We start from the raw sequence: 21,656 nt of genomic DNA on the forward strand, positions 1-21,656 counted from the left end.
GCTCCCCCAACGGGAGAGCGGCGCAGTTCTGGTGGTGCGGGTGGTCAGACGGTGTTGCCGACCTCGTCCTGCCGGTCCGAGACGTCGACGGTCTCGATGATCTCGCGCGGCTGCGCGAAGTGGCAGGCGGACAGGTGCGCGGCGACGCCGTCGGGACGCATCTCCAGCAGCGGGATGTCGGTCTTGCACTTGTCCTGTGCCTTCCAGCACCGGGTGTGGAAGCGGCAGCCCGACGGCGGGTTGGCCGGCGAGGGGACGTCGCCCTTGAGGACGATCTGCTCCTTCTTGTCGCGCAGCGTCGGGTCCGGGACCGGCACGGCCGACAGCAGGGCCTGGGTGTAGGGGTGGGTGGGGCGACCGTAGATGTCGTCCTCCTCCCCCAGCTCTGCCATCTTGCCGAGGTACATCACGCCGACCCGGTCGGAGATGTGGCGAACCACGGACAGGTCGTGCGCGATGAAGATGTAGGACAGGCCGAGCTCGTCCTGCAGCTTCTCCATGAGGTTGACGACCTGCGCCTGCACCGACACGTCGAGCGCGGAGACCGGCTCGTCGCAGATCAGCACCTTGGGGTTGAGCGCGATGCCGCGGGCGATGCCGATGCGCTGGCGCTGTCCACCCGAGAACTGGTGCGGGTAGCGGTTGATGTGCTCGGGGTTCAGGCCCACCAGGTCGAGGAGGTCCTGGACCGCCTTGCGACGGCCCTTCTTCGGCACGACGTCCGGGTGGATGTCGAACGGCTCCCCGACGATGTCGCCGACCGTCTTGCGCGGGTTGAGCGACGTGTAGGGGTCCTGGAACACGATCTGGATGTCACGACGAAGCCGGCGCATGGCACGACCGCGCTGGGCGTACATGTCGACGCCGTCGAAGACCAGCGAACCCGAGGTGGGCTCCTCCAGCCGCATGAGGAGGCGGCCCAGCGTCGACTTGCCACAGCCGGACTCACCGACGATGCCGAGCGTCTCGCCCTTGAGGAGCTCGAAGCTGACGCCGTCGACGGCCTTGACGTGACCCACCGTGCGGCGCAGCACGCCGCCCTTGATCGGGTAGTGCTTGACCAGGTCGGTCGCGGTCAGAATGGCCTCAGCCATTGAGGACCTCCTCGGCAAAGTGGCAGGCGGACTCACGGCCGGGGGCGACGAGCCGCAGCGCGGGTCGGTCCTCACGGCAGACGTCCTGGGCGAACTTGCAGCGCGGGTTGAACGCACAGCCCGACGGGATGCGCATGAGGTTCGGCGGCAGGCCGCCGATGGCCGCGAGCTGCTGGCCCTTCTGGTCCAGGCGCGGGATCGACTCGAGCAGACCCTTGGTGTAGGGGTGCGCGGGCTGGCGGTAGAGGTCGTAGACGTCTGCCCGCTCGACGATCCGGCCGGCGTACATGACCGCGATCTTGTCGGCCACGTCCGCCACGACACCGAGGTCGTGGGTGATGAGGATGAGCCCCATCTGGCGCTCCTCCTGCAGCTCCTGCAGGAGCGACATGATCTGCGCCTGGACGGTGACGTCCAGGGCCGTGGTCGGCTCGTCGGCGATGAGCACCGCCGGGTCGAGCGCGATCGCCATGGCGATCATGATGCGCTGGCGCATACCGCCGGAGAACTGGTGCGGGTAGGCCTTCACCCGCTCCTTCGCCGCCGGGATCTGCACCCGCTGCATGAGCTTGACCGCACGCTCGAGGGCGTCGGACCGGTTCATGCCCCGGTGGATCCGGAACATCTCGGCGATCTGCCAGCCCACCGGGAACACCGGGTTGAGCGAGGACAGCGCGTCCTGGAAGACCATCGAGATCTCCGGGCCGCGGGTCCGCCGCCGCTGGTCGGCCGGCATGGTGAGCAGGTCCTGCCCGCAGTAGCGGATCTGGCCCTTGGGGACCACCGCCGGCGGCACGTCGAGGATGCCCATGATCGCCTGGGCGGTCACCGACTTGCCCGACCCCGACTCACCGAGGATGGCGAGCGTCTCGCCCTCGTAGAGGTCGAAGTTGACGCCGTTGATGGCGCGGGCGATGCCGTCGGCGGTGTGGAACTCGACGTGGAGGTCGTCCACCTCGAGGAGCAGCCCGTCCTGCGGGTGGTACTCGGAGCCGGTCGCGGTTTTGGCGCGACGTCGGCTCGTGGTCTCAGTAGTCGTCATCTGTGAGTCTCTCCTGCTCAGCGTGACTTCGGGTCGAAGGCGTCGCGCACGGCGTCACCGAGCATGATGAAGGCCAGCACCGCCAGGGACAGGAACAGGCTGGGGAACAGCAGGATGTGCGGGGTCGTCCGCAGTGCCACCAGCGCGTCCGAGATCGCCACACCCCACGAGACGGCCGGGGGCGTCAGGCCGATGCCGAGGAAGCTCAGCGTGGCCTCGACGGTGATGAAGACACCGAGGTTGATGGTGGACACGACGATGACCGGCGCCAGGGCGTTCGGCATGACGTGCGCCCGGATGATCCGGAACGGGCTCGCCCCGAGGGCGCGGGCCGCCTGCACGTAGTCGTTCGGTTTCACCTGCAGCACGCTGGACCGCATGAGGCGGGCGATGCTCGGCCAGCCGAACACGGCCATGACCAGCACGACCTTGCCGACGACGACCAGGTAGGGCGAGTTCTCGTCGTTGGGGAACGTGGACATGAACAGGATGCCGCCGAGGAGCAGCGGGATCGCGAAGAACATGTCCGTCACGCGGGAGACGAGCGAGTCCAGCCAGCCGCCGTAGTAGCCGGCCAGCACGCCCATGGTGACGCCGATGATCACGGTGACGATGGTGGTGAGGACACCCACGAGGATCGAGGCGCGGGCGCCATAGATCGTGCGCGAGTAGATGTCGTAGCCCTGGATGTCGCGGCCGAACCACGCGTTGGCGTTGGGCCGCTCACGCGCCTGCTTCAGCACCGCGGCGTTGGGGTCGACGTTGGTGAACAGCTGCGGCACCGCGGCCATCACGATGAACAGCACGATGAGCGTGACCGACACCCAGAAGATGGGGTTGCGCTTGAGCTGCCGCCAGGCGTCGGAGGCGAGGGAGCGTCCCTCGTCGGCGCCGCCGCCGGCGGTGGGGGCGCCGGCCTCGGCGCCTACTGCAATGGTCGATGCCTCAGTCATGGCTGATCCTCGGGTCGAGCACGCCGTACAGGAGGTCGACGAGCAGGTTCACGACAAGGAAGACGAGCACCAGGATGGTCACGGTGCCCACGACACTCACCGGGTCGCGGTTGCGGATGCCGGTGAACAGGAAGCCACCGACGCCCTGGATGTTGAAGATGCGCTCGGTCACGATGGCGCCACCGAGCAGGCCGCCGAAGTCGGCACCGATGAAGGTGACGACCGGGATGAGCGAGTTGCGCAGGGCGTGGACGCCGAGCATGCGCGGACGCGACATGCCCTTGGCCACGGCGGTGCGCAGGTAGTCAGCGCGCAGGTTCTCGACCAGGTTGGTGCGGGTCAGTCGCGCGGCGTACGCGATCGATGCGCTGCCCAGCACGAAGGCGGGCAGGATCAGCCGGTAGACGGTCGCGTCGGAGCCCACGGTCGCGGGAAAGATCGGCCACTTCAGGCCGAAGGTGTACTGGAGCGAGACACCGATGACGAAGACGGGCACGGAGATGACGAAGAGCGTGCTCACCAGGACGAGGTTGTCGATGAACTTGCCCTTGCGGATGCCGGCGAGGACACCGGCGATGATGCCGATGACCGTCTCGAAGATGATGGCCATGGCCGCGAGCTTCGTCGTCACGGGGTAGCGCTGCGCCAGCTCGTCGACGACCTTGATGTCACGGAAGTTCGTGCCGAGGTCGCCCTGAAGCAGGTTGCCCATGTAGGTGAGGTAGCGGACGTGCAGCGGGTCGTTGAGCCCGTGCTTGTCGCGGAACTCGGCGACGAAGGCCGCCGGGCAGGGGCGCTCACCGCAGAGGCCGATCGTGGGATCGCCCGGGAGCGCGTAGACCATGGCAAAAATGATGAACGTGGCGCCAAGCAGAACCGGGATCATCTGGATCAATCGCCGCAGGATGTACTTGTACACGTCACCTCCTCTGGTTTGACGCCACCGGGGTGGGGGGTGTTTCCCGTTGGCGTGGCTGGACGAGCCGGGACGCTACATGACGTGGGCGCCGCAGCCCATCACAACATAGTCGTATGGGGGGTGCGGGGGGCAGGAGGCGGTGTCTCCCCTCGACTGCTCCCGGACAGGCCATCGGCCTGCCGACACTGGGCCGGCAGGCCGACGGCGCTGCGGGTGGATCGCCCTGCGGTCACAGGGCTCTCCGGGGCGGCTTACTTCAGCGCGAGGCTGGAGAAGTCGATGGTGCCGAACGCGGTGATCTTGACACCGGTGACCTTGTCGGACCAGCCGAAGGTGGCGGTGGAGTACCACATCGGGATGGCCGGCATGTCGTTCGCGAGGAGCGCCTCAGCCTGCTGGTACTTGGCGTTCGCCTGGGCGGCGTCCGTCTGGGCAGCAGCCTCGTTGAGGAGCTTGTCGAACTCGGGGTTGCTGTAGTCACCGTCGTTGGAGGACGCACCGGTCTTGAAGATCGGGGCGAGGAAGTTCTCGATCGACGGGTAGTCCATCTGCCAGCCGGTGCGGAACATGCCCTTCTGCTTGCGCGCCGCGATGTTGGCACGGAAGGTGGAGAAGTCCACGACCGGGGTGGCGACACAGTCGACACCGAGGGCACCCTTGATGGAGTTGCAGGTCGCCTCGACCCACGCCTTGTGAGAAGCGTCGGCGTTGTAGGCGATCGTCATCTTGCCACCCTTGAAGCCACCGGCCTCGTCGAGCTTGGCCTTCGCCTTGGCGGCGTCGAAGGTGCACCACTCGCCACACTGGTTGGCCTTGTAGCCGTCCACGACCGGGGAGACCCAGCCGGTGGCGGGCTGACGGGTGTTGTTGAAGATCTGCTTGATGATCGTCGGACGGTCGATCGCCATGGAGATCGCCTGGCGGATCTTCGGGTCGGCGTAGTTCGGGTCGACCTTGCTCGGCGCGAAGGTGATCGTCTGGATGACGCCGACGGCCTTCTGGGCGTTGCGGTCCGGGAGGTCCTGCTTGTACTTGTCGTCGATCATCGCCGAGGAGGGAACCTCGTCGGTCACGTCGAGGTTGTTGGCCTGGACGTCGGTGTAGGCAGCGTCAGCGTCCTGGTAGATCTTGAACGTGATGTTGTCGAGCTTGCCACCGAACTTGCCCGAGTAGTCAGCGAACTTGCTGAGCTTGATCTCGGTGTTCTTGGTCCAGGAGTCGAACTTGTACGGGCCGGCGCCGATCGGCTTCTCGCCGAAGGCCTTCGGGTCGTTGAAGAACGAGTCGGGCAGCGGGGAGAACGCCGAGTAGCCGAGGCGGACCGGGAGGTTCGAGACCTTCTCGGTGGTCTTGACCGTGAAGGTGTAGTCGTCCTTGACGACCAGGCCGGTCAGCTTCTTGGCCTTCGGGGTGTAGCCCTTGCAGGGGTCCTCGGAGTCCTTGCCCGCGCACTGCAGGTCGCCGTAACCCTCGATGGGCTCCATGAAGTAGCCGGAGGACTGGGCGTTGGGGCCGTAGGCGGCGTAGTTCCAGGCGTCGACGAAGTTCTTCGACTTGACCTCGGTGCCGTCGTGGAACTTGTAACCCTTCTTCAGGGTGATGGTGAAGTTCTGGTTGTCCGTCGACTCGATCTTGTCAGCGATGTCGTTCTCGGGAGCAGCCGTCTCGGGGTTGTAGTGGACGAGCTTCGCCGTGATGGCGTCGAGCACGTTGCCACCACAGGTCTCCGTGGTGTTGCTGGGGATGAGCGGGTTCTGGGGGTTGCACCCACGGACCGTGACAGTGCCGCCGGTCTTGCCGCCGCTGGCACTGGAGCTGGTGCCCGGGTTGTCGCTACCGCCACCGCACGCTGCAGCAAGCAGCGCGACAGAGGCAACACCGGCAACCATGGTCACCGTGCGAGTAGTTCCTCGCATTGATGTCCTCCTACTTAAGGGGTCAGCCGTCCTGAATCGGACGGATCGGTCCGGGCTGCTCACCGGGTGGAGCGCAGCCCTGTAACGCACAGGGCGTTCGTGTTGTGGCACCCATGAAAGAGCAAGCAGGGAGTAAAGGCGACGTTCTCCGCCAACCCGAGACAAAAACGTGATCGTCGCGAGGCCTCCCCGAGAGCAGATCTTCGGTGGGCGCGGCTTTTGGCCGCGTCGGGGCGTTCGTCCCGAAGTCGGGCTGTGTGGCGGTCCCCCGCCCGGCGACCCCGACGGGCTAGCGTGGGCAGGTGCCCTACGACGACGACCTGCGCCTCGCCCACGTCCTGGCGGACGCCGTCGAGCGGATCACGGTGGCCCGCTTCCGCGCGGAGGACCTCGTCGTCGAGTCCAAGCCCGACCTCACCCTGGTGAGCGACGCCGACAAGGCGGCCGAGGAGCTCGTGCGCAGCCAGCTCAAGCGGACGCGGCCGCGCGACGCCGTCGAGGGCGAGGAGTTCGAGACCACCGGCCACGGGCCTCGGCGCTGGGTCATCGACCCGATCGACGGCACCCACAACTTCGTGCGGGGCGTACCGGCCTGGGCCACCCTGATCTCGCTGGTCGACGAGGGCATGCCGGTCCTCGGCCTCGTCGCGGCGCCGGCCCTCGGGCGGCGTTGGTGGGCCGCCAACGGCTCCGGCGCGTGGTCGGGTCGCTCGCTGGCCGCGGCCAAGCGCATCCACGTCTCGGCCGTGTCGCGTGTCGAGGACGCGTCGCTGTCGTACTCCAGCCTCGCCGGCTGGCGCGGGATCGACCGCCACGCGCAGTTCCTCGAGCTGACCGACGACTGCTGGCGCACCCGGGCCTACGGCGACTTCTGGTCCTACATGCTCGTCGCCGAGGGGGCGGTGGACATCGCCGCCGAGCCCGAGCTGGCGGTCCACGACATGGCCGCCCTCGTGCCGATCGTGACCGAGGCCGGCGGCCGCTTCACGTCCCTCGCCGGGCAGGACGGTCCGTGGGGCGGTAATGCCTTGGCCACCAACGGGATCCTGCACGACGAGGTCCTCGAGCGGATCGGGACCGACGCACGGGTGTGAGCCTTTGCGGGCCCCGAACCGGCCCTCGCGGTACCGGCACCAGCTCCGTGACCGCCGGGAGGCAGTCCCTCAGCTCGGGACGACGGTGACCTCTCCACGGCCCAGGCCCCGGATGCCCTCGGCGTGGGCCGACGCGTCGCCGACGACCACGACCGTCCACTCCCCCTGCACCCATCGCCGGTAGGCCGTCGCGAGGTCCTCCGCCGTCAGGGCACGGATGCGTTCGAGGTTGCTCGTCGTGAACTCCGTCGTCAGCCCCTCCAAGGCCAGCGTGGCGGCCTCGTCGGCGACCGAGTCGGCCGTGGCGAAGCGCCCGGGAGCGGTCTTGCTGACGAAGTCGACCCCGGCCCTGACCTCGTCCTCGGTCAGCCCGTCACGCACGCCGTCGAGGATGTCGAGCAGCAGCCCCACCGACTCCACGGTGGAGTCGGCACGCACCGACCCCGAGGTGAGGAAGAGCCCGCCCGCGCTGCGGGGGCGGAACACCGAGCGGATGCCGTAGGTGTAGCCCTTCTCCTCGCGGAGCACCGCGTCGACCCGCGCGTTCGGTGAGCCACCGATGACGAACCCGAGCACGGGGTACGGCGCCCAACCACCTTCCGCGCGCCGGTCCGGCCCGGCACAGCCCACGAACAGCTCGCTCTGCACCGAGCCCGGCCTGTCGACCAGGACGATGCGCGCCGCGTCGGACGCGCGCACGGCGGGTGCTCCCGGGGTGACCTGCCGCGTCGCCTGCCAGCTACCCAGGGTCTGCTCGAACGCCGCCACGACGTCGAGGCCGGACAGGTCCCCGGCCACGACTGCGGTCATGCCCTGCGGGCCGACGTGACGGCCGTGGAAGGCGACGACGTCCTGGCGGGTCAGGGCGCCGACGGTCTCGGCCGACCCCGCGCTGGGGCGCGAGGCCCGGTCGTCGGCGTCGTAGAACGTGGCCACGAACTCGCGGGCCGCCCGTTGCGGCGCGAGCGCCCGCTCCTGCTCGATCTCGGCGAGCCGGGTGCGCCGGATGCGCTCGACCTCGGCCTGGGGGAAGACCGGTTCGGCCAGGGCGAGCCTCAGCAGCTCCAAGGCCTCGGGCAGATGGCGCTTGGGGACGTCGAGGTCGACCCCGAGGCCGGCCTCGTTGACCGATGCGCCGAGCGCGATCCCCTTGCGCTCCAACAGTTCTGCGAACTCCTCGGGCGAGTGCTCGGCAGTCCCCTCGTCCAGCAGCCGGGCCATCGCGGTGGCGACGCCCTCCACGTGGCGTGGCTCGGCCGACAGCGGCAGCGGGAGCGCCGTGCGCACCGAGACGACGTACTGCCCGGGGATGTCGTAGGCGAGGAGCTCGATGCCGTTGGCGAGGGTGTGGCGCTCGGGCACGGGGAAGCTCCACGGCCCGGGCGGGGCGACCTCGGGACGGGTCGGCTCGCTGCGGTCGTCGGTCACGGTGCTCATGCGGCGTCCTCCTCGGCGGCCACGAGGTGGCGCACGACTGCCCTGCTCTCCGGGCGCAGCCAGGTGGCTGCGGCCTCACGGACCTGCTCAGGGGTGACCTGGCCGATGCGGTCCAGGAACGTGTTGACGAACTGCGCGTCGTCGTGGAGCAGGACGTGCTGGCTGATGAGGTCGGCGCGCTCCTCGTGCCCTGCGAGCGCGGAGAGCCAGCTGCGCTCGGACTGGGCGAGCGCAGACTCCATCTCCACGGCCGTCGGGCCCTCGACGGCGAAGCGCTCGAGCTCCTCGACGACGGCCGCCTCGAGGGCGGAGGGGTCCTGCCCGTCGGCGACGTCGAGGACGAAGAACCCGAGCGACACCCCGTCGACGAACCCCATGGCGTGGGCCTGGACGGCATTGGCGACCTGCTCGCGACGGACCAGCCGCTGCACCAGGCGGGAGGTCGACAGGCCACCGAGGGCGTCGATGGCCAGCGCCGCCGCGAAAAACTCCTCGGTGTTGTCGACCGGGAGCCGGAAGGCGATGTGCACCCGGTCGTTGGGCACCGCGCCGGGCCGGTCGACGGCGACGGGCTCGGTCAGCGGCGCGAGCTGTGGGAGGTTGTCCCGCGGCGCCTCGGCCGAGGCCGGGAGGTGGCCGAAGTAGCGCTCGGCCGCAGCGAACCCCTCCTCCGGGGTGAGGTCGCCGACGAGGGTGAGCACGGTGTTGTTGGGACCGTAGTAGCGCCGGAAGAACGCGTGCACGTCCTCGAGGCTCGCGGCGTCGAGGTCCTCCATCGAGCCGATCGTCGGGTGGTGGTAGGGGTGCTCCGGTGGGAACACCGCGGCATACACCTCGATCAGGGCCTTGCCGTAGGGGACGTTGTCGTAGCGCTGGCGCTTCTCCTCCTTGACGACGTCCCGCTGGTTGTCGAGGTTCTCCTGGGTCACCGCGTCGAGGAGGTGGGCGTGGCGGTCGGCCTCCATCCACAGGGCCAGCTCGTAGGCACCCTTGGGCACCGTCTCGAAGTAGTTGGTGCGGTCGAACCAGGTCGTGGCGTTGAGGCGACCGCCCTCGGCCATCAGCCGGGTGAAGTGCTCACCGCTGGCGATGTTGCGCGACCCCTGGAACATGAGGTGCTCGAACAGATGGGCGAACCCGGTGCGCCCCGGCGTCTCGTGGCGCGAACCCACGTTGACCCACAGGTTGACCGTGACGGTCGGGACGCTCGGGTCGGGCGAGACGACGACCCGCAGGCCGTTCGCCAGGGTCCGCTGGTGGATCGGGTAGTCCAGGGGCATGGCCAAACCCTAGGCGACGGGCCCGACCGCCGCGCCGGCTACAGGGTCTTGCTGCCCTGCTCCCGCGCCTGGGCCACGGACTGGGCCGGCGGTCGCCGGTCCGCGGGCACGCGCGGCAGGGAGGGGGCGTACTCCTCCCCCAGCTGCTCGATGGCGGTGCGCGCGAACACCTGCTGCTCCGTCACCGTACGCTCGGACCGGCCACGGCCGACGAAGCTGACGGCCCAGTGCAGCAGGGTGGTCAGCCGGTGCTTGAACCCGATGATGTAGACGAGGTGCACCGCGAGCCAGAGCACCCACGCTGCGAAGCCGCTGAAGTGCAGCTTGCCGATCGAGGCCACCGCACTGAACCGGGAGATGGTCGCCATCGACCCCTTGTCCTTGTACGTGAACGGGCCTGCGGGCGGCTTGCCGGCGAGGCGTCGCTTGATCTGGTCGGCGGCGTAGCGCGACCCCTGGATGGCGACCTGCGCCACCCCCGGGTAGCCCTTGAGCGACGCCATGTCGCCGACGACGAACACCTCGGGGTGGCCCGGGAGGGTGAGGTCGTCGTCGACCTGGACGCGGCCCGCGCGGTCGACCTGCGCCCCCGACTGCTCTGCGAGCTGGGCACCGAGCTCCGACGCCTGGACACCGGCGGCCCACACCTTGGTCACGGCCTCGATGCGGCGGGTGCTGCCGTCGGAGTCCTTGACGTCGATTCCCGTGGCGTCGACCCCGGTCACCATGGCGCCGAGCTGGACCTCGACCCCGAGGCTGCGCAGCTTCTCCGCCGCCTTGGCGCCCAGGTGGTCACCGAACGCGCCGAGAACCGTGGGCGCGGCGTCGAGCAGGACGATGCGCGCGCGGCTGGTGTCGATGGCCCGGAAGTCGCGCCGCAGCGTGCGCCGCGACAGCTCGGCGATCTGGCCGGCCATCTCGACCCCGGTGGGACCGGCGCCGACGACGACGAACGTCATCAGCCGCTGGATCTCCTTGGGGGTACTGGCCAGCTCTGCCCACTCGAACGCGCCGAAGATGCGGCCGCGCAGCTCGAGGGCGTCGTCGATCGACTTCATGCCGGGGGCGTAGCGGGCGAAGTGGTCGTTGCCGAAGTAGGACTGACCGGCCCCTGCGGCGACGATGAGCGAGTCGTAGAGGGTGACCGTCTCGCGGTCGAGGACCCGCGAGGTGACGGTGCGGGCCTCGAGGTCGATGTGGGTGACGTTGCCGAGCAGGACGCGCGCGTTGTCCTGACGGGCCAGCACCTCACGCGTGGCGGGGGCGATCTCGCCCTCGGAGAGGATGCCGGTGGCCACCTGGTAGAGCAGCGGCTGGAACAGGTGGTGCGTGGTCTTGGCGATGAGCGTGATGTCCACGTCCGCACGCTTGAGTGCCTGGGTGCCGAACAACCCCCCGAAGCCGGAGCCGATGACGACGACGCGGTGACGCTGACTGGTCTGGACCTCGTGCGACATACCCACAACTCTCCTGTGAAAGACGAAGGACGGCCACCCCACGGGGGGTGCCGTCCTCGATGACGCTCCTGCGTTCTGGTCAACAACCCTAGCGCGAGCGGTATGCCGCGGACCCGCCCCGTGCTGGGGGTGCGACCCGCATCACGTCGGGCGTCTCAGCCTGTGGCCGGAGGGACGCTGCCCGACGGGGTGGGTGCGACCGGGTCCGGCGCCGGGGGTGCCGTCGTGGTCGTCGGCGCCGGGGTCGTGGAGCTCGAGGACGAGGTCGTCGGCGGGACGGGCGTCCTCGTGGGCGGCGCGGTCCTCGGGCCCGACGAGGTGGTCGACGAGCCGGTCGACGAGGCGCCGCCCGTGCTCGGCGTCGACGTCCGGGTGGGGCTGGTCGGGCGCCCCGCCGACGTGGTGGTCGTGCTGGAGGTGGTCGTCGTCGAGCTCGTCGAGGTCTCGGGCACCGGTAGGTCGCTGGCCCGGCCACCAGAGGCGACGCGGAACGCCACGTCGTCCAGCGCGGCCAGGCCGTGCCGGCTGAAGAAGTCGACCCAGTCGGACACCGCCGTGACGTAGTCGCCCGAGTAGTTGTAGGACAGGACCGCCGAGCGCAGCTGGCCGTCTGAGCGCAGGTCGCGCCCGTCGGCGCAGAGGTAGCCAGCGGTGGCGAGGGCGGCGTCGAAGACGTTCTGGGGGTCGCGCCGACCGTCACCGTCCCCGTCGCGGCCGGCCCAGCGCCACGTACCGGGCAGGAACTGCAACGGTCCCATCGCACGGTCGTAGCTGCTGTCACCGTCGTAGGCCCCGCCGTCGGTGTCGTGGACGACCGCGAACGGCCCGCCGTCCAGCAGCGGTCCGTAGATCTGGGGCGTGACCCGGTGGTCGGCGTCGATCGAGCGTCCGCCCACCGACCCCGACTCGACCTGGCCGATCGCCGCGAGGTGGGCGGTGCTGAGGTGGCAGCTCCGGGGCGACTTCGCCACGGCGGAGACGTAGGCCTTCGCGAGCACGGCCTGCGGGGTACCGGGCGCCGGCATGGCACCGGTGGCCGCCCTGCGGGGTGGTCGTGGCGGCTTGCGCAGGACCGCCGCCCGGGCAGCGGGGGCGGCGGCCACGGCCTGGACCACGACGGCGCTGGTCCGGTCACGGTCGTCGAAGGACCAGGTGTCGGGGACGTCGGCCGTCGACACCACGACGGGCGCAGGGAGGGCGGCGCGGTCGGCCGCGGGTTCCGCGGTCACGGACCGCTGCACCACGGCAGCCTGGAGGCCGAAGGCCGCGACGAGTCCGCCGAGCACGGCCAGCTTGAGCACCTTCACGCAGTCCCTCGCCCCCTCCCGACCATCGCAGCCGACCCGTGGCAGTCAACCCCCGCAGCCTGCCGCGGGTTCGGCGGGGCGGCACGTCCTCGAGGCGCGAACGGCACGAACGGTTGAGGCCAGAACGGACACTGGCCCCACCGACCCCAGCAGCAACGACCCCGCTGCACCGGTTGCGGCCCAGCGGCAGCCGCGTCAGAACAGGCGCTGCGCGCGGGTGTCCTCGGACTCCTCCAGGGCCAGCAGGAAGCGTTTGCGGTCGAGGCCGCCGGCGTAGCGGACCAGGCTCCCGTCGGCGCCTATGACCCGGTGGCACGGGACGACGATCGCGATCGGGTTGCGCCCGTTGGCGGCCCCTACTGCCTGGCTGAAGCCCACGTCGCCCAGGACCCGTGCAAGGTCGCCGTAGCTGCGCGTCTCGCCGTACGGGATCTCGCGCAGCAACGCCCAGACCCGCTGCTCGAACGCGTTGCCGGCCGGCGCCAGCCGCAGGTCGAACTCGGTCCGGTCCCCGGTGAAGTACTCACCGAGCTGGCGCACCGCCTCGCCGAGGACGGGGTCCGGGCCGTCGCGCAGCCCGAGCACCGCGGGGTCGGCCGCCTGCTTGCCACCGGCCAGGTGCACGCGCACCAGCGCCCCGTCCTCGGCGACGAGGGTCAGTTCGCCCACCGGCGACGGCACGACCGTGTGCACCCTCATGGCGCGACAGGCGGGTCGAGGGCCGCGGCGAGGCGGGCGGCGTACTCCTGCGCCTCGTCGTCGGACGCGTACTTCGTGCGGGGCCAGAAGAAGCCCCGCAGGCCGTCGCCCTTCGTCCGCGGCACCACGTGGACGTGCAGGTGGGGCACCGACTGGGACACGACGTTGTTGACCGCGACGAACGAGCCCTGCGACCCGAGCGCCCGGACGACACCTGACGCCATGCGCTGGACCGCCCCCATGAGCACCGGGACCAGCTCGGCGGGCAGGTCGGGCAGCGTGTCGACGTGGATCCGGGGCACCAGCAGCACGTGCCCCTTGAACAGCGGCCGGGTGTCGAGGAACCCCAGCACGTACGGCTCGTCGAGCACGACGTGCGAGGGCACGGTGCCGTCGACGATCCCGCAGAAGAGGCAGTCCACGCCAGCGACCCTAGTCGGCGCCGCCGACAGGGACGGGGCTCAGGCCTTCTTCGGCGGTCGCGGCAGGAAGTAGCTGGTGCGCTCGCGGTACTCGGCGTAGCCGGGGCGCTCCCCCATGTGCTTCTCGAGCAGCCTCGCGCCGGTCGCGAAGACGAGGAAGTAGGTCATCACGACAGGCGACAGCACGGTGAGGACACCCGGCCACGCGCTCGCGGCGACGAGGTAGATGCCCCACCAGACGCACGAGTCGCCGAAGTAGTTGGGGTGGCGCGTCCACGACCAGAGGCCGCGGTCCATGACCTTGCCCTTGTTGGACGAGTCGGCCTTGAACGCCCTGAGCTGCGCGTCGCCGACCGCCTCGAAGGTGAGGCCGACCGCCCACAGCAGCAGGCCGACGACGGCGACCACGGTGACACCGTGGCCCGCGGCTGCACTCACCTGGATCGGCAGGGAGACGAACCACACGGCCAGGCCCTGGACGAGGTAGACCTTGCGGATCGCGACCCACGTGGGGTTGCCCTCCTCCTTGGCGAGCATCTCCTCGTAGCGGGGGTCCTCACCCTTGCCGGCGTTGCGCCGGGTCACGTGCCACGCCAGGCGCAGGCCCCACGCCGCCACGACGAGCACGAGCGCGAGGCGCCGCCAGCCGGTGCCGTCACCGACGAGGCCCGCGACCACGGCGACCACGACGAAGCCCAGGCCCCACGTCGTGTCGACGACGCTGACCCGGCCCTGCTTGGCACCGACCACCGCGGTCACCGCCATGAGGACGACCACCGCGAGCAGCGAGGAACCTGTGACGGCAAGGAAGTTCGAGCCGTCGAAGGTCATGACCAGACCGTCGGCCGCTGCGGCGGGAGCCCGGAGGCGCCACGGTCCGGGCGGACCGACAGGATCTGGTCGACGCCCATGCGCCCGTCGCGGAAGGCCATCGACCCACCGACGAGGTAGAGCCGCCAGACGCGTGCGACCTCCTCGCCGACGAGGGCGACGGCGCGATCCCAGTTGGCCTCGAACGTGTCGTACCAGGCGTCGACGGTGCGGACGTAGTGCTCGCGCAGCGCGTGCACGTCACGCACCTCGAGCCCGGACTCCTCGATGAGGTCGACGGTCTGCCCGACGGGGCGCATCGTCATGTCGGGGGCGATGAACGACTCGATGAAGGGTCCGCCACCGGGGTGCCGGCCACGGCGCGACATCTGCTGGATCAGGACGCGGCCACCCGGGCGCACGCGGTCGTGCAGCACCGAGGTGTAGGTGCGGTAGTTGCGCTGGCCCACGTGCTCCCCCATCTCCAGGGAGACGACGGCGTCGAAGTCGTTGTCCGGGACGTCGCGGTAGTCCTGCAGGCGGATCTCGACCCGGTCCTGCAGCCCGCGCTCGGCGATCCGGGCGTCGATGAACTTCTTCTGCTCGGCGGCGATCGTCACCCCGGTGACCTGCGCGCCGAAGTGCTCGGCGGCGTACAGGCTCATGGAGCCCCAGCCACAGCCGATGTCGAGCAGGCGCATGCCGGGCTCGAGGCCGAGCTTGCGGCAGACGAGGTCGAGCTTGTCGCGCTGGGCGTCCTCGACGGTGTAGTCGGGGTCGTCGGAGGTCCAGTACGCGCACGAGTAGGCCATGTGCGGGTCGAGGATGAGCTCGTAGAACTCGTTGGACAGGTCGTAGTGGTGGTGGATGGCCTGCTTGTCCCTGCCGAGGCTGTGCAGCCGGCCCTTGAGCACGGCCTGGCTGGCCGGGGGCGGCAGGGGCCGGCCGAGCGCGCCTGCACCCTTGGCCACCTTGAGGACCGCGGCGACCGTCGCGGGAGTGGGGCGGATGCCGCCGAGCCCACGCTCGTGCGCGACCTCCCACACGTGGGTCAGTGCTGCGTTGAGGTCGCCCTCGACGTCGAGCTCACCGGTGACGTAGGCCTGCGCAGCCCCGAGCTCTCCGGGGTGGCGCAGCAGGCGGCGCAGTGCCCGCGGGGAGCGCAGCACGACCCGCGGCGCGTCGGAAGGGCCGGCGGCGCTGCCGTCCCACGCGGTGAGGTGCACCGGGAGCGCGCCCCCGACGAAGGGGGCGAGCGCCTCGGCGATCTCGGTCGCGACACCGGGCGCGGTGGCCGTGGTGGTGCGCGTGCTGGTGGTCTGTGTCGCGGTCATCGGCCGCCTTCCCTCTGGAGAACGAGCTGCTGGACGTCGAGGTAGCCGGAGCGGAAGCCCGCCCGCGAGTACTCGAGGTAGAAGTGCCACATGCGGTCGAACACCTCGTCGAAGCCGAGCTGGTGGATCCGGTCGAGCGCACCGAGGAACCGCTCGTCCCACAGCCGCAGGGTCTCGGCGTAGTGCTGCCCGAAGGACAACCGCTCGGTGACCCGCAGCGACGTCTCGGCGCGGTTGACGTCGACGAGCGCCTGGGTCGAGGGCAGGAAGCCGCCGGGGAAGATGTACTTGTGGATCCACGTGTAGGTGTAGCGCGTGGCCAGCATGCGGTCGTGCGGCATCGTGATCGCCTGGATCGCGACCTTGCCCCCGGGGGCCAGCACGTTGTCGATGGTGCGGAAGTACTCGCCCCAGTACTCGTGCCCCACGGCCTCGATCATCTCGACGGAGACGACCGCGTCGAACTCGCCGTCGACGAGGCGGTAGTCGAGCAGCTCGACGTCGACCCGGTCGGCGAAACCGGCGGCGGCGATGCGCTCACGGGCGAGTGCCTGCTGCTCCGATGACAGCGTCACGGACAGGACCGTGGCCCCGCGCCGGGCGGCGCGGATGGCGAGCTCGCCCCAGCCGGTGCCGATCTCGAGCACCCGCGTACCGGCGCCCACCCCCGCCGAGTCGAGCATCCGCTCGACCTTGCGGCCCTGGGCCTCGGCCAGGTCCTCCCACGTGGGCAGCGTGCGCGGGTTGTTGAGGGTGACGCGCTCCCCCGCGAGCGGGCTGCCGGGTGCGTCGTCGCCCGTGAACAGGGCCGAGGAGTAGCTCAGCGTGCTGTCGAGGAACGTCGCGAACATGTCGTTGGACAGGTCGTAGTGGCGCGCGATGTTGTTGCGGGTGTTGCTCGTCGTGTTCTTCTCGGTGTGCGGGGCCCGGGCGACGTAGAAGGCGCGCAGCCGCTGCAGCGGCTCGGGGATCAGGGTGCCCATCTGGGCGGCGAAGATCTCGAGCAGGCCGCCGAGGTCCTCGGCGTTCCAGTCCCCGCCCATGTAGGACTCGCCGAAGCCGATGAGGCCCCCGGCTCCGACAGCTGCGAAGAACGCGTCGGGGCGCTCGATCACCATGAGGGGCGCGGCAGGGTCGCCGATGCCCCCGCCGACGATCGCCTCGCGACCGATCTGCACCCGCACGGGCAGCCGGCGGACGACGGACAGGAAGATGCGGCGCGCTACGGCGCCCTCGATGGCGCGACGGGCCTTCGCCCTGCGGGCCGTCAGGTCGGGCCAGCGGGTGGGGTCGATGACCGGGCTCGTGGAGAGGCCGGCGGTGGCGGTGGTCACTGGACTGCCTCCTGGTGGTGGGAAGGTCGGGGCTGGACCGGCAGCCGCCGGAGCCACAGCCAGATGCCGTGGATGCGGATGCGTGCCGAGACGGCCAGGGGTTCGAGCGGTTGGGTGAGCGCCAGGCGCAGGACCGTGCTGGTCCGCACCGGCAGCGCGCGGCCGGTCATGCCGGCGACGAACGGGGCGTGGCCCGGACGGCGCAGGACGACCTGGACACGGAGCTGGTCGTCCGGTTCGGGGACGAGGAGGCTGTAGGAGCCGGAGACGTCGTTGAAGGGGCTGACGTAGAGCGCCTTGTCGACCTCCGCCCGCCCCCGCTCGTCGGCGTGGACGAGGTAGGCGTGGCGGTCGCCGTAGGTGTTGTGCACCTCCACGACGGTGCACACCAGGCGTCCTTCGCGGTCGTGGCACCAGAAGACGCTGATCGGGTTGAACACCGTCCCGAGCACCCGGGGTACGGCGAGCATCATCACCCGCCCGCCCTCGAGGTCCACCCCCCGGGAAGCCAGGAAGGTGTCGACGTTCTGGCGCAGGGTGCGACCCGGGTCGCCGAGGTGGTCACGGGACTCGAACCGCGCCAGCGGCGCGAGGCGTCCCAGCTGAGGAAGGTCGTCGACGTCGACGAGCCACTGCTGGCTGCGGGTCCGGAACCGGTGTGCCACCGGCTCCTTGCGCGCATGGTGGACCGAGGTCGCGTAGATGCGCGTCGATGCCGGGGCCCTCACCGCACCGCTGCTTCCGTCGGCACCGGCCGTCCTGCCGGCTCGTGCCAGTCGATGCCCAGCGCAGCCGCGGCCCGCACACCGGAGCGTGCGCCGTCCTCATGGAACCCCCAGCCGTGGTAGGCGCCGGCGAAGGCGATCCGCTCGGTGTTGATCCCCGGCAGACGCCGTTGCGCCGCAACGGATTCCGGCGTGTAGAGCGGGTGCTCGTAGTGCATCGTGTCGATGACCTTCGACTGGTCGACGCAGTCGACACCGTTGAGCGTCACCAGGAACCGGGGCCCCTGCACATCGAGGCGCTGGAGCCGCGTGAGGTCGTAGGTCACCAGGACACCCGTGCCGGCGTCGGCCGCCGGGCGGCGCCAGTAGTTCCACGAGGCTCGGGCGCCGTCGCTGCGAGGCAGCACCGACTCGTCGGTGTGGAGCTGGGCGACGTTGCTGGAGTAGTGGATCGCGCCGAGCACCTCGCGCTGCGAGGGGGTCGCCTCGGACAGCATGGCGAGTGCCTGGTGCGGGTGGACCGCGACGACGACGGCGTCGTAGGTCTCCGAGCCACCACGGGCGTCCTCGACGACGACGCCGAGCGGCGTCTCGACCACGGAGCGCACCGGGCTGGAGAGACGGACCTCGTCGAGGCCTGCGGCGAGCGCCTCGACGTAGCGCTTGGAGCCCCCGGTCACCGTGCGCCACGTGGGCGATCCGAAGACGGTGAGCATGCCGTGGTGGTCGAGGAACTCGAACAGGTAGCGCGCCGGGTAGTCCAGCGACAGCGCCGGGTCGCACGACCACACCGCGCCGACGACCGGCTCGAGGAAGTGGCGCACGAAGTAGGGCGTGAAGCCGACTCGCTCCGCGAAGGCGCCAAGGGTCTCGTCGCGGTCGTCGTCGCCGGCGGTCCGGCCGAGAACCGCTCGCGCCTCGCGGTGGAACGCGCGCACCTCGGTGAGCATGCGCAGGTAGGCGCGGTCGGTCAGGTTGCTCCTGCGGGGGAACAGCCCCTTGGCCTTCTTCGCACCGGCGTACTCCAGCCCGGACTCGTCGTCGCGCACGGACATGCTCATGTCCGACTCCTGCGTGGCCACGCCGAGCTCGCCGAAAAGGCGCAGCAGGGTCGGGTAGGTGCGGTCGTTGTGGACGATGAAGCCCGTGTCGATGCCGAGGGTGCGGCCCCCCACCTCCACCTCGTGGGTGTCGGCGTGGCCGCCCAGGCGGGCGTCGGCTTCGTACAGGGTCACGGGGCCGCGCGTGCTGAGCACGTGCGCGGCCGCGAGTCCTGCGATCCCGCTGCCGATGACGGCGCGGCGTGGTGCTGGCATGGTGTCCATCCGATCGTGGTCAACTGCTGGTCGTTCGTCGTGCGGGCCCGGTCGGATTGCCTCAGCCGGGGTGCGCCCGCTGGACCGCGGGCTCCAGCCGCGGTCGGCGGACCACCCTGCGGCTGACCTCCCGGGAGAACACGGCCACGACCGTCTCCAGCGGGCCGCGCAGCGGTACGAGGGCGAAGAACGCCCCCACCACCGCCACCACGAGCACCTGGTCGCCGAAGTGCTCCGGCGCCTCCCAGTCGGGCCACCAGCCCTGCGCCATGACCAGCACGTGGAGCGTGTAGAGCGACAGGGTCATCGCACCGGCGCCGAAGAGCGCGGCCCAGATCTCCGGCCGGCGCCGCACGAGCAGGACGCACACCCCGAGCACGGCCATCGCGGAGCCCGTCGTCTGGGCCAGGTCGAGCGTCGTCCCCGAGTGCGGGGCCACCGTGGCCAGCCACCACCACGAACCCGTCGGGGTGGTCCCTGACAGTCCGTGGGTCAGCAGGGCACCGAGGGCGCCGGGGTCGGTCCGCAGGTCGGGGTCCGGGAAGGCACCGTCGGGGTACGTCGAGGCGAGGGCCGCCCGTGCACCGGGGCGGTCGAGCAGCACCCGGGACAGCAGGGTCGCGGCGACGGCCAGGCCGACGCCGAGGGCCGCGACGCGCGCCGCCGTCGCGGTGCGGTGAAGGTCGAGGCGCCCCAGCGCCATACCCGCCAGGAGGTAGGCGAGCCAGACGCCGGCCGGGTAGTAGCCGGTGAGGAGGAGCTCCGAGAGCAGGTGGGCGGGGCGCAGGAGGTCGCTGGGCGTGGGGCTGCCCACCTCGTGCGGTGGGAGGTGGGGGCGGAGGAGGTGGGCCGCGAACGGCGCCACCAGGGCCCAGGCGGCCGCCCACGCGGCGAGGGCGCGGGCACCCAGCCCGAGGAACGGCAGGCCCAGCACGAACAGCACGCCGTACGACGCGAGGATGACCGCGATGACGGTGGGCACGGTGCCGAGGGCCAGCCCCAGGGCGCCGATGAGCAGGGCACGCACGACCAGCCGCACCGAGGCCGCGCGGCGCTCACCACCGTGCACCGGCATCTTGCGCCCGCTGACCAGGGAGACGCTCACGCCCGCGAGCACGGCGAAGAGGGCGGACGCCCGCCCCCCGGCGACCTGCTGCACCCAGGGCACCTCGTCACCGACCCGTCCGGGCAGGACGTGCGTGGCCATCATGCCGACGAGGGCGAGCGCACGCGCGACGTCGACTCCCACGATCCGGGCCGCCGCGACCGCGGGCAGCACGGGCTCGCTCATGAGCACATCCTGTCAGCAGCCGCGCCACGGCGCGCGTCTCGCGGCGCACGGCGACAGGAGGCGTGGACGGACCGGTCCCCGACGCGCTGGAGCGGGTCACAGCGCGTCGGGGCCGTACCGGGCAGACCGGGAGGGGCCATCCACGGTCCGCCCGCGCGGGGCTGCCGGTGGGGCAGCCCGGGGTCACGGGTGGACGACTAAAGAAACGGGCTCGGGGTCTCCGTGTCCAATCTCTGTCCAGAGTCTCCTAGGACGATGGTGCCCCTCGGTCGCGGCGTTGTCCAGCCTCTGACCAAGGATGCGGACTAGCCTTCCTGGGGTGTACTCCATCGGGCACGCGGCGCAGCTGACCGGTGTGCCGGCCGCCACCCTCCGGGTGTGGGAACGGCGCTACGGGCTCGTGCGCCCGGAGCGCTCCGAGGGCGGCTACCGCCTCTACGACGAGCACGCCCTGCAGGTGCTGCGGGCGATGTCAGCGCTCGTGGCTGCGGGGTGGGCACCCCGGACCGCCGCCGCCCACCTGCTCGCCGGTGCCGAGGCGTTCGACGGGCCACGCCCCGCAGCGCCCCCGGCTTCCCCGGCCTCGACCCCGTGGGACACCACCGCCCTCGCCCAGGGCGCGGTCGACCTCGACCGCGAGGCGGTGTCAGCAGCCCTCGACACGGCGTTCGCCTCCCCTGACCTCGAGCAGGTCCTCGACGACTGGCTCATGCCGTCGCTCGAGAGGGTCGGGTCGTGGTGGCGCGACGGGCTGGTCGACGTCGCCGGTGAGCACGTCGTGAGCGCGGCGGTAGAGCGACGGCTCGGCGCGACCCTGGACGCCGTGCCCGTCCCCGCCCGCGGGCCGCTGGTGGCCGTGGGGCTGGCCCGCGGATCGCTGCACGAGCTGGGGGTCCTGGCCTTCGCGGTCGCCCTGCGACGCCTCGGGGTCGACGTCGTCTACCTCGGTGCGGACCTGCCGCCCCAGAGCTGGGTCAGTCTGGTCCGCGCCCGGCCGCCCGCCGCCGTCGTCATCGGGGCACCCATGGTGACGGACGTCATCGCCGTCCGGGAGACCGTCGACGCCCTGCGCGCTGCACGTCCGCAGCTGCCGGTGTTCGTCGGCGGCTCGGCCCAGGACGAGGTCGGGCACGGCACCCGCACCCTCGGGCACGCGATGCGGCGAGCCTCCCGCACCCTCGTCGAGGAGCTGGGCGCGGGCGGGGCCCCCGCCTGAGGAGCTGGGC

Annotated in this window: 19 protein-coding genes; 2 read left to right on the forward strand and 17 right to left on the reverse strand. The window is 70.9% G+C overall.

Annotated features, from left to right (window positions below; all coding sequences use genetic code 11):
* Nucleotides 1-44 precede the first annotated feature (44 nt).
* The 5 genes from ABEA42_RS08210 to ABEA42_RS08230 all read right to left on the reverse strand — a co-directional run bounded on the left by ABEA42_RS08210 (nt 45) and on the right by ABEA42_RS08230 (nt 5,924).
* Nucleotides 45-1,094 carry an ABC transporter ATP-binding protein gene (locus ABEA42_RS08210; protein WP_345502406.1) on the reverse strand — a complete coding sequence of 350 codons (1,050 nt, stop codon included), beginning with the start codon at nt 1,092-1,094 and terminating at the stop codon, nt 45-47.
* The gene (locus tag ABEA42_RS08215; protein WP_345502408.1) at nt 1,087-2,136 is read right to left on the reverse strand and encodes an ABC transporter ATP-binding protein; all 1,050 of its coding nucleotides are present in this window, start codon (nt 2,134-2,136) and stop codon (nt 1,087-1,089) included. The genes ABEA42_RS08210 and ABEA42_RS08215 overlap by 8 nt, the downstream gene beginning before the upstream one ends.
* A gap of 17 nt (nt 2,137-2,153) precedes the next feature.
* Entirely contained in the window at nt 2,154-3,089 is a 936-nt protein-coding gene (locus ABEA42_RS08220; RefSeq protein WP_345502410.1) for an ABC transporter permease, read from the reverse strand.
* The gene (locus ABEA42_RS08225; protein ID WP_345502412.1) at nt 3,082-4,008 is read right to left on the reverse strand and encodes an ABC transporter permease; all 927 of its coding nucleotides are present in this window, start codon (nt 4,006-4,008) and stop codon (nt 3,082-3,084) included. Before ABEA42_RS08225 ends, ABEA42_RS08220 begins: the two co-directional genes overlap by 8 nt.
* Before the next feature lie 251 nt (nt 4,009-4,259).
* Nucleotides 4,260-5,924 (reverse strand): peptide ABC transporter substrate-binding protein, encoded by a 1,665-nt coding sequence (locus tag ABEA42_RS08230; RefSeq protein ID WP_345502414.1) that lies wholly within the window; start codon nt 5,922-5,924, stop codon nt 4,260-4,262.
* Between the two features lie 302 nt (nt 5,925-6,226).
* Between ABEA42_RS08230 and hisN the strand changes: the two genes are divergently transcribed.
* The gene (gene hisN, locus ABEA42_RS08235) at nt 6,227-7,018 is read left to right on the forward strand and encodes a histidinol-phosphatase (protein ID WP_345502415.1); all 792 of its coding nucleotides are present in this window, start codon (nt 6,227-6,229) and stop codon (nt 7,016-7,018) included.
* Between the two features lie 69 nt (nt 7,019-7,087).
* Here the strand turns inward: hisN and ABEA42_RS08240 are convergent, their stop codons facing one another.
* The 12 genes from ABEA42_RS08240 to ABEA42_RS08295 all read right to left on the reverse strand — a co-directional run bounded on the left by ABEA42_RS08240 (nt 7,088) and on the right by ABEA42_RS08295 (nt 20,430).
* Nucleotides 7,088-8,455 carry a M16 family metallopeptidase gene (locus ABEA42_RS08240; protein WP_345502416.1) on the reverse strand — a complete coding sequence of 456 codons (1,368 nt, stop codon included), beginning with the start codon at nt 8,453-8,455 and terminating at the stop codon, nt 7,088-7,090.
* Nucleotides 8,452-9,735, reverse strand: coding sequence for a M16 family metallopeptidase (locus ABEA42_RS08245; protein ID WP_345502418.1), 1,284 nt, complete (start codon nt 9,733-9,735; stop codon nt 8,452-8,454). The genes ABEA42_RS08240 and ABEA42_RS08245 overlap by 4 nt, the downstream gene beginning before the upstream one ends.
* 38 nt (nt 9,736-9,773) lie before the next feature.
* Nucleotides 9,774-11,192, reverse strand: a complete 1,419-nt coding sequence (locus ABEA42_RS08250; RefSeq protein ID WP_345502419.1) for an NAD(P)/FAD-dependent oxidoreductase — start codon at nt 11,190-11,192, stop codon at nt 9,774-9,776.
* Nucleotides 11,193-11,347: 155 nt separating this feature from the next.
* Nucleotides 11,348-12,499 (reverse strand): lytic murein transglycosylase, encoded by a 1,152-nt coding sequence (locus ABEA42_RS08255; protein ID WP_345502420.1) that lies wholly within the window; start codon nt 12,497-12,499, stop codon nt 11,348-11,350.
* 195 nt (nt 12,500-12,694) lie between these two features.
* Entirely contained in the window at nt 12,695-13,198 is a 504-nt protein-coding gene (locus ABEA42_RS08260) for a methylated-DNA--[protein]-cysteine S-methyltransferase (RefSeq protein ID WP_345502421.1), read from the reverse strand.
* Nucleotides 13,195-13,620, reverse strand: a complete 426-nt coding sequence (locus ABEA42_RS08265; protein ID WP_345502422.1) for an HIT family protein — start codon at nt 13,618-13,620, stop codon at nt 13,195-13,197. Before ABEA42_RS08265 ends, ABEA42_RS08260 begins: the two co-directional genes overlap by 4 nt.
* 39 nt (nt 13,621-13,659) lie before the next feature.
* Nucleotides 13,660-14,451: a DUF1295 domain-containing protein gene (locus ABEA42_RS08270; protein ID WP_345502423.1), complete on the reverse strand. Its 792-nt coding sequence runs from the start codon at nt 14,449-14,451 to the stop codon at nt 13,660-13,662.
* Nucleotides 14,448-15,764 carry a cyclopropane-fatty-acyl-phospholipid synthase family protein gene (locus ABEA42_RS08275; RefSeq protein ID WP_345502424.1) on the reverse strand — a complete coding sequence of 439 codons (1,317 nt, stop codon included), beginning with the start codon at nt 15,762-15,764 and terminating at the stop codon, nt 14,448-14,450. The genes ABEA42_RS08270 and ABEA42_RS08275 overlap by 4 nt, the downstream gene beginning before the upstream one ends.
* Entirely contained in the window at nt 15,761-17,098 is a 1,338-nt protein-coding gene (locus tag ABEA42_RS08280; RefSeq protein WP_345502426.1) for a cyclopropane-fatty-acyl-phospholipid synthase family protein, read from the reverse strand. The genes ABEA42_RS08275 and ABEA42_RS08280 overlap by 4 nt, the downstream gene beginning before the upstream one ends.
* Nucleotides 17,095-17,826: a DUF1365 domain-containing protein gene (locus tag ABEA42_RS08285; protein ID WP_345502428.1), complete on the reverse strand. Its 732-nt coding sequence runs from the start codon at nt 17,824-17,826 to the stop codon at nt 17,095-17,097. Before ABEA42_RS08285 ends, ABEA42_RS08280 begins: the two co-directional genes overlap by 4 nt.
* Entirely contained in the window at nt 17,823-19,139 is a 1,317-nt protein-coding gene (locus ABEA42_RS08290; RefSeq protein WP_345502430.1) for an NAD(P)/FAD-dependent oxidoreductase, read from the reverse strand. The genes ABEA42_RS08285 and ABEA42_RS08290 overlap by 4 nt, the downstream gene beginning before the upstream one ends.
* A 61-nt stretch (nt 19,140-19,200) precedes the next feature.
* Complete coding sequence (locus ABEA42_RS08295) at nt 19,201-20,430, reverse strand: heparan-alpha-glucosaminide N-acetyltransferase domain-containing protein (protein WP_345502432.1); 1,230 nt, start codon at nt 20,428-20,430, stop codon at nt 19,201-19,203.
* Between the two features lie 319 nt (nt 20,431-20,749).
* Here ABEA42_RS08295 and ABEA42_RS08300 point away from each other — a divergent pair, with 319 nt between their 5' ends.
* Entirely contained in the window at nt 20,750-21,646 is an 897-nt protein-coding gene (locus tag ABEA42_RS08300; RefSeq protein ID WP_345502433.1) for a MerR family transcriptional regulator, read from the forward strand.
* Nucleotides 21,647-21,656: the final 10 nt, after the last annotated feature.

The organism is Pedococcus ginsenosidimutans, assembly GCF_039544395.1.
Lineage (GTDB): Bacteria > Actinomycetota > Actinomycetes > Actinomycetales > Dermatophilaceae > Pedococcus > Pedococcus ginsenosidimutans.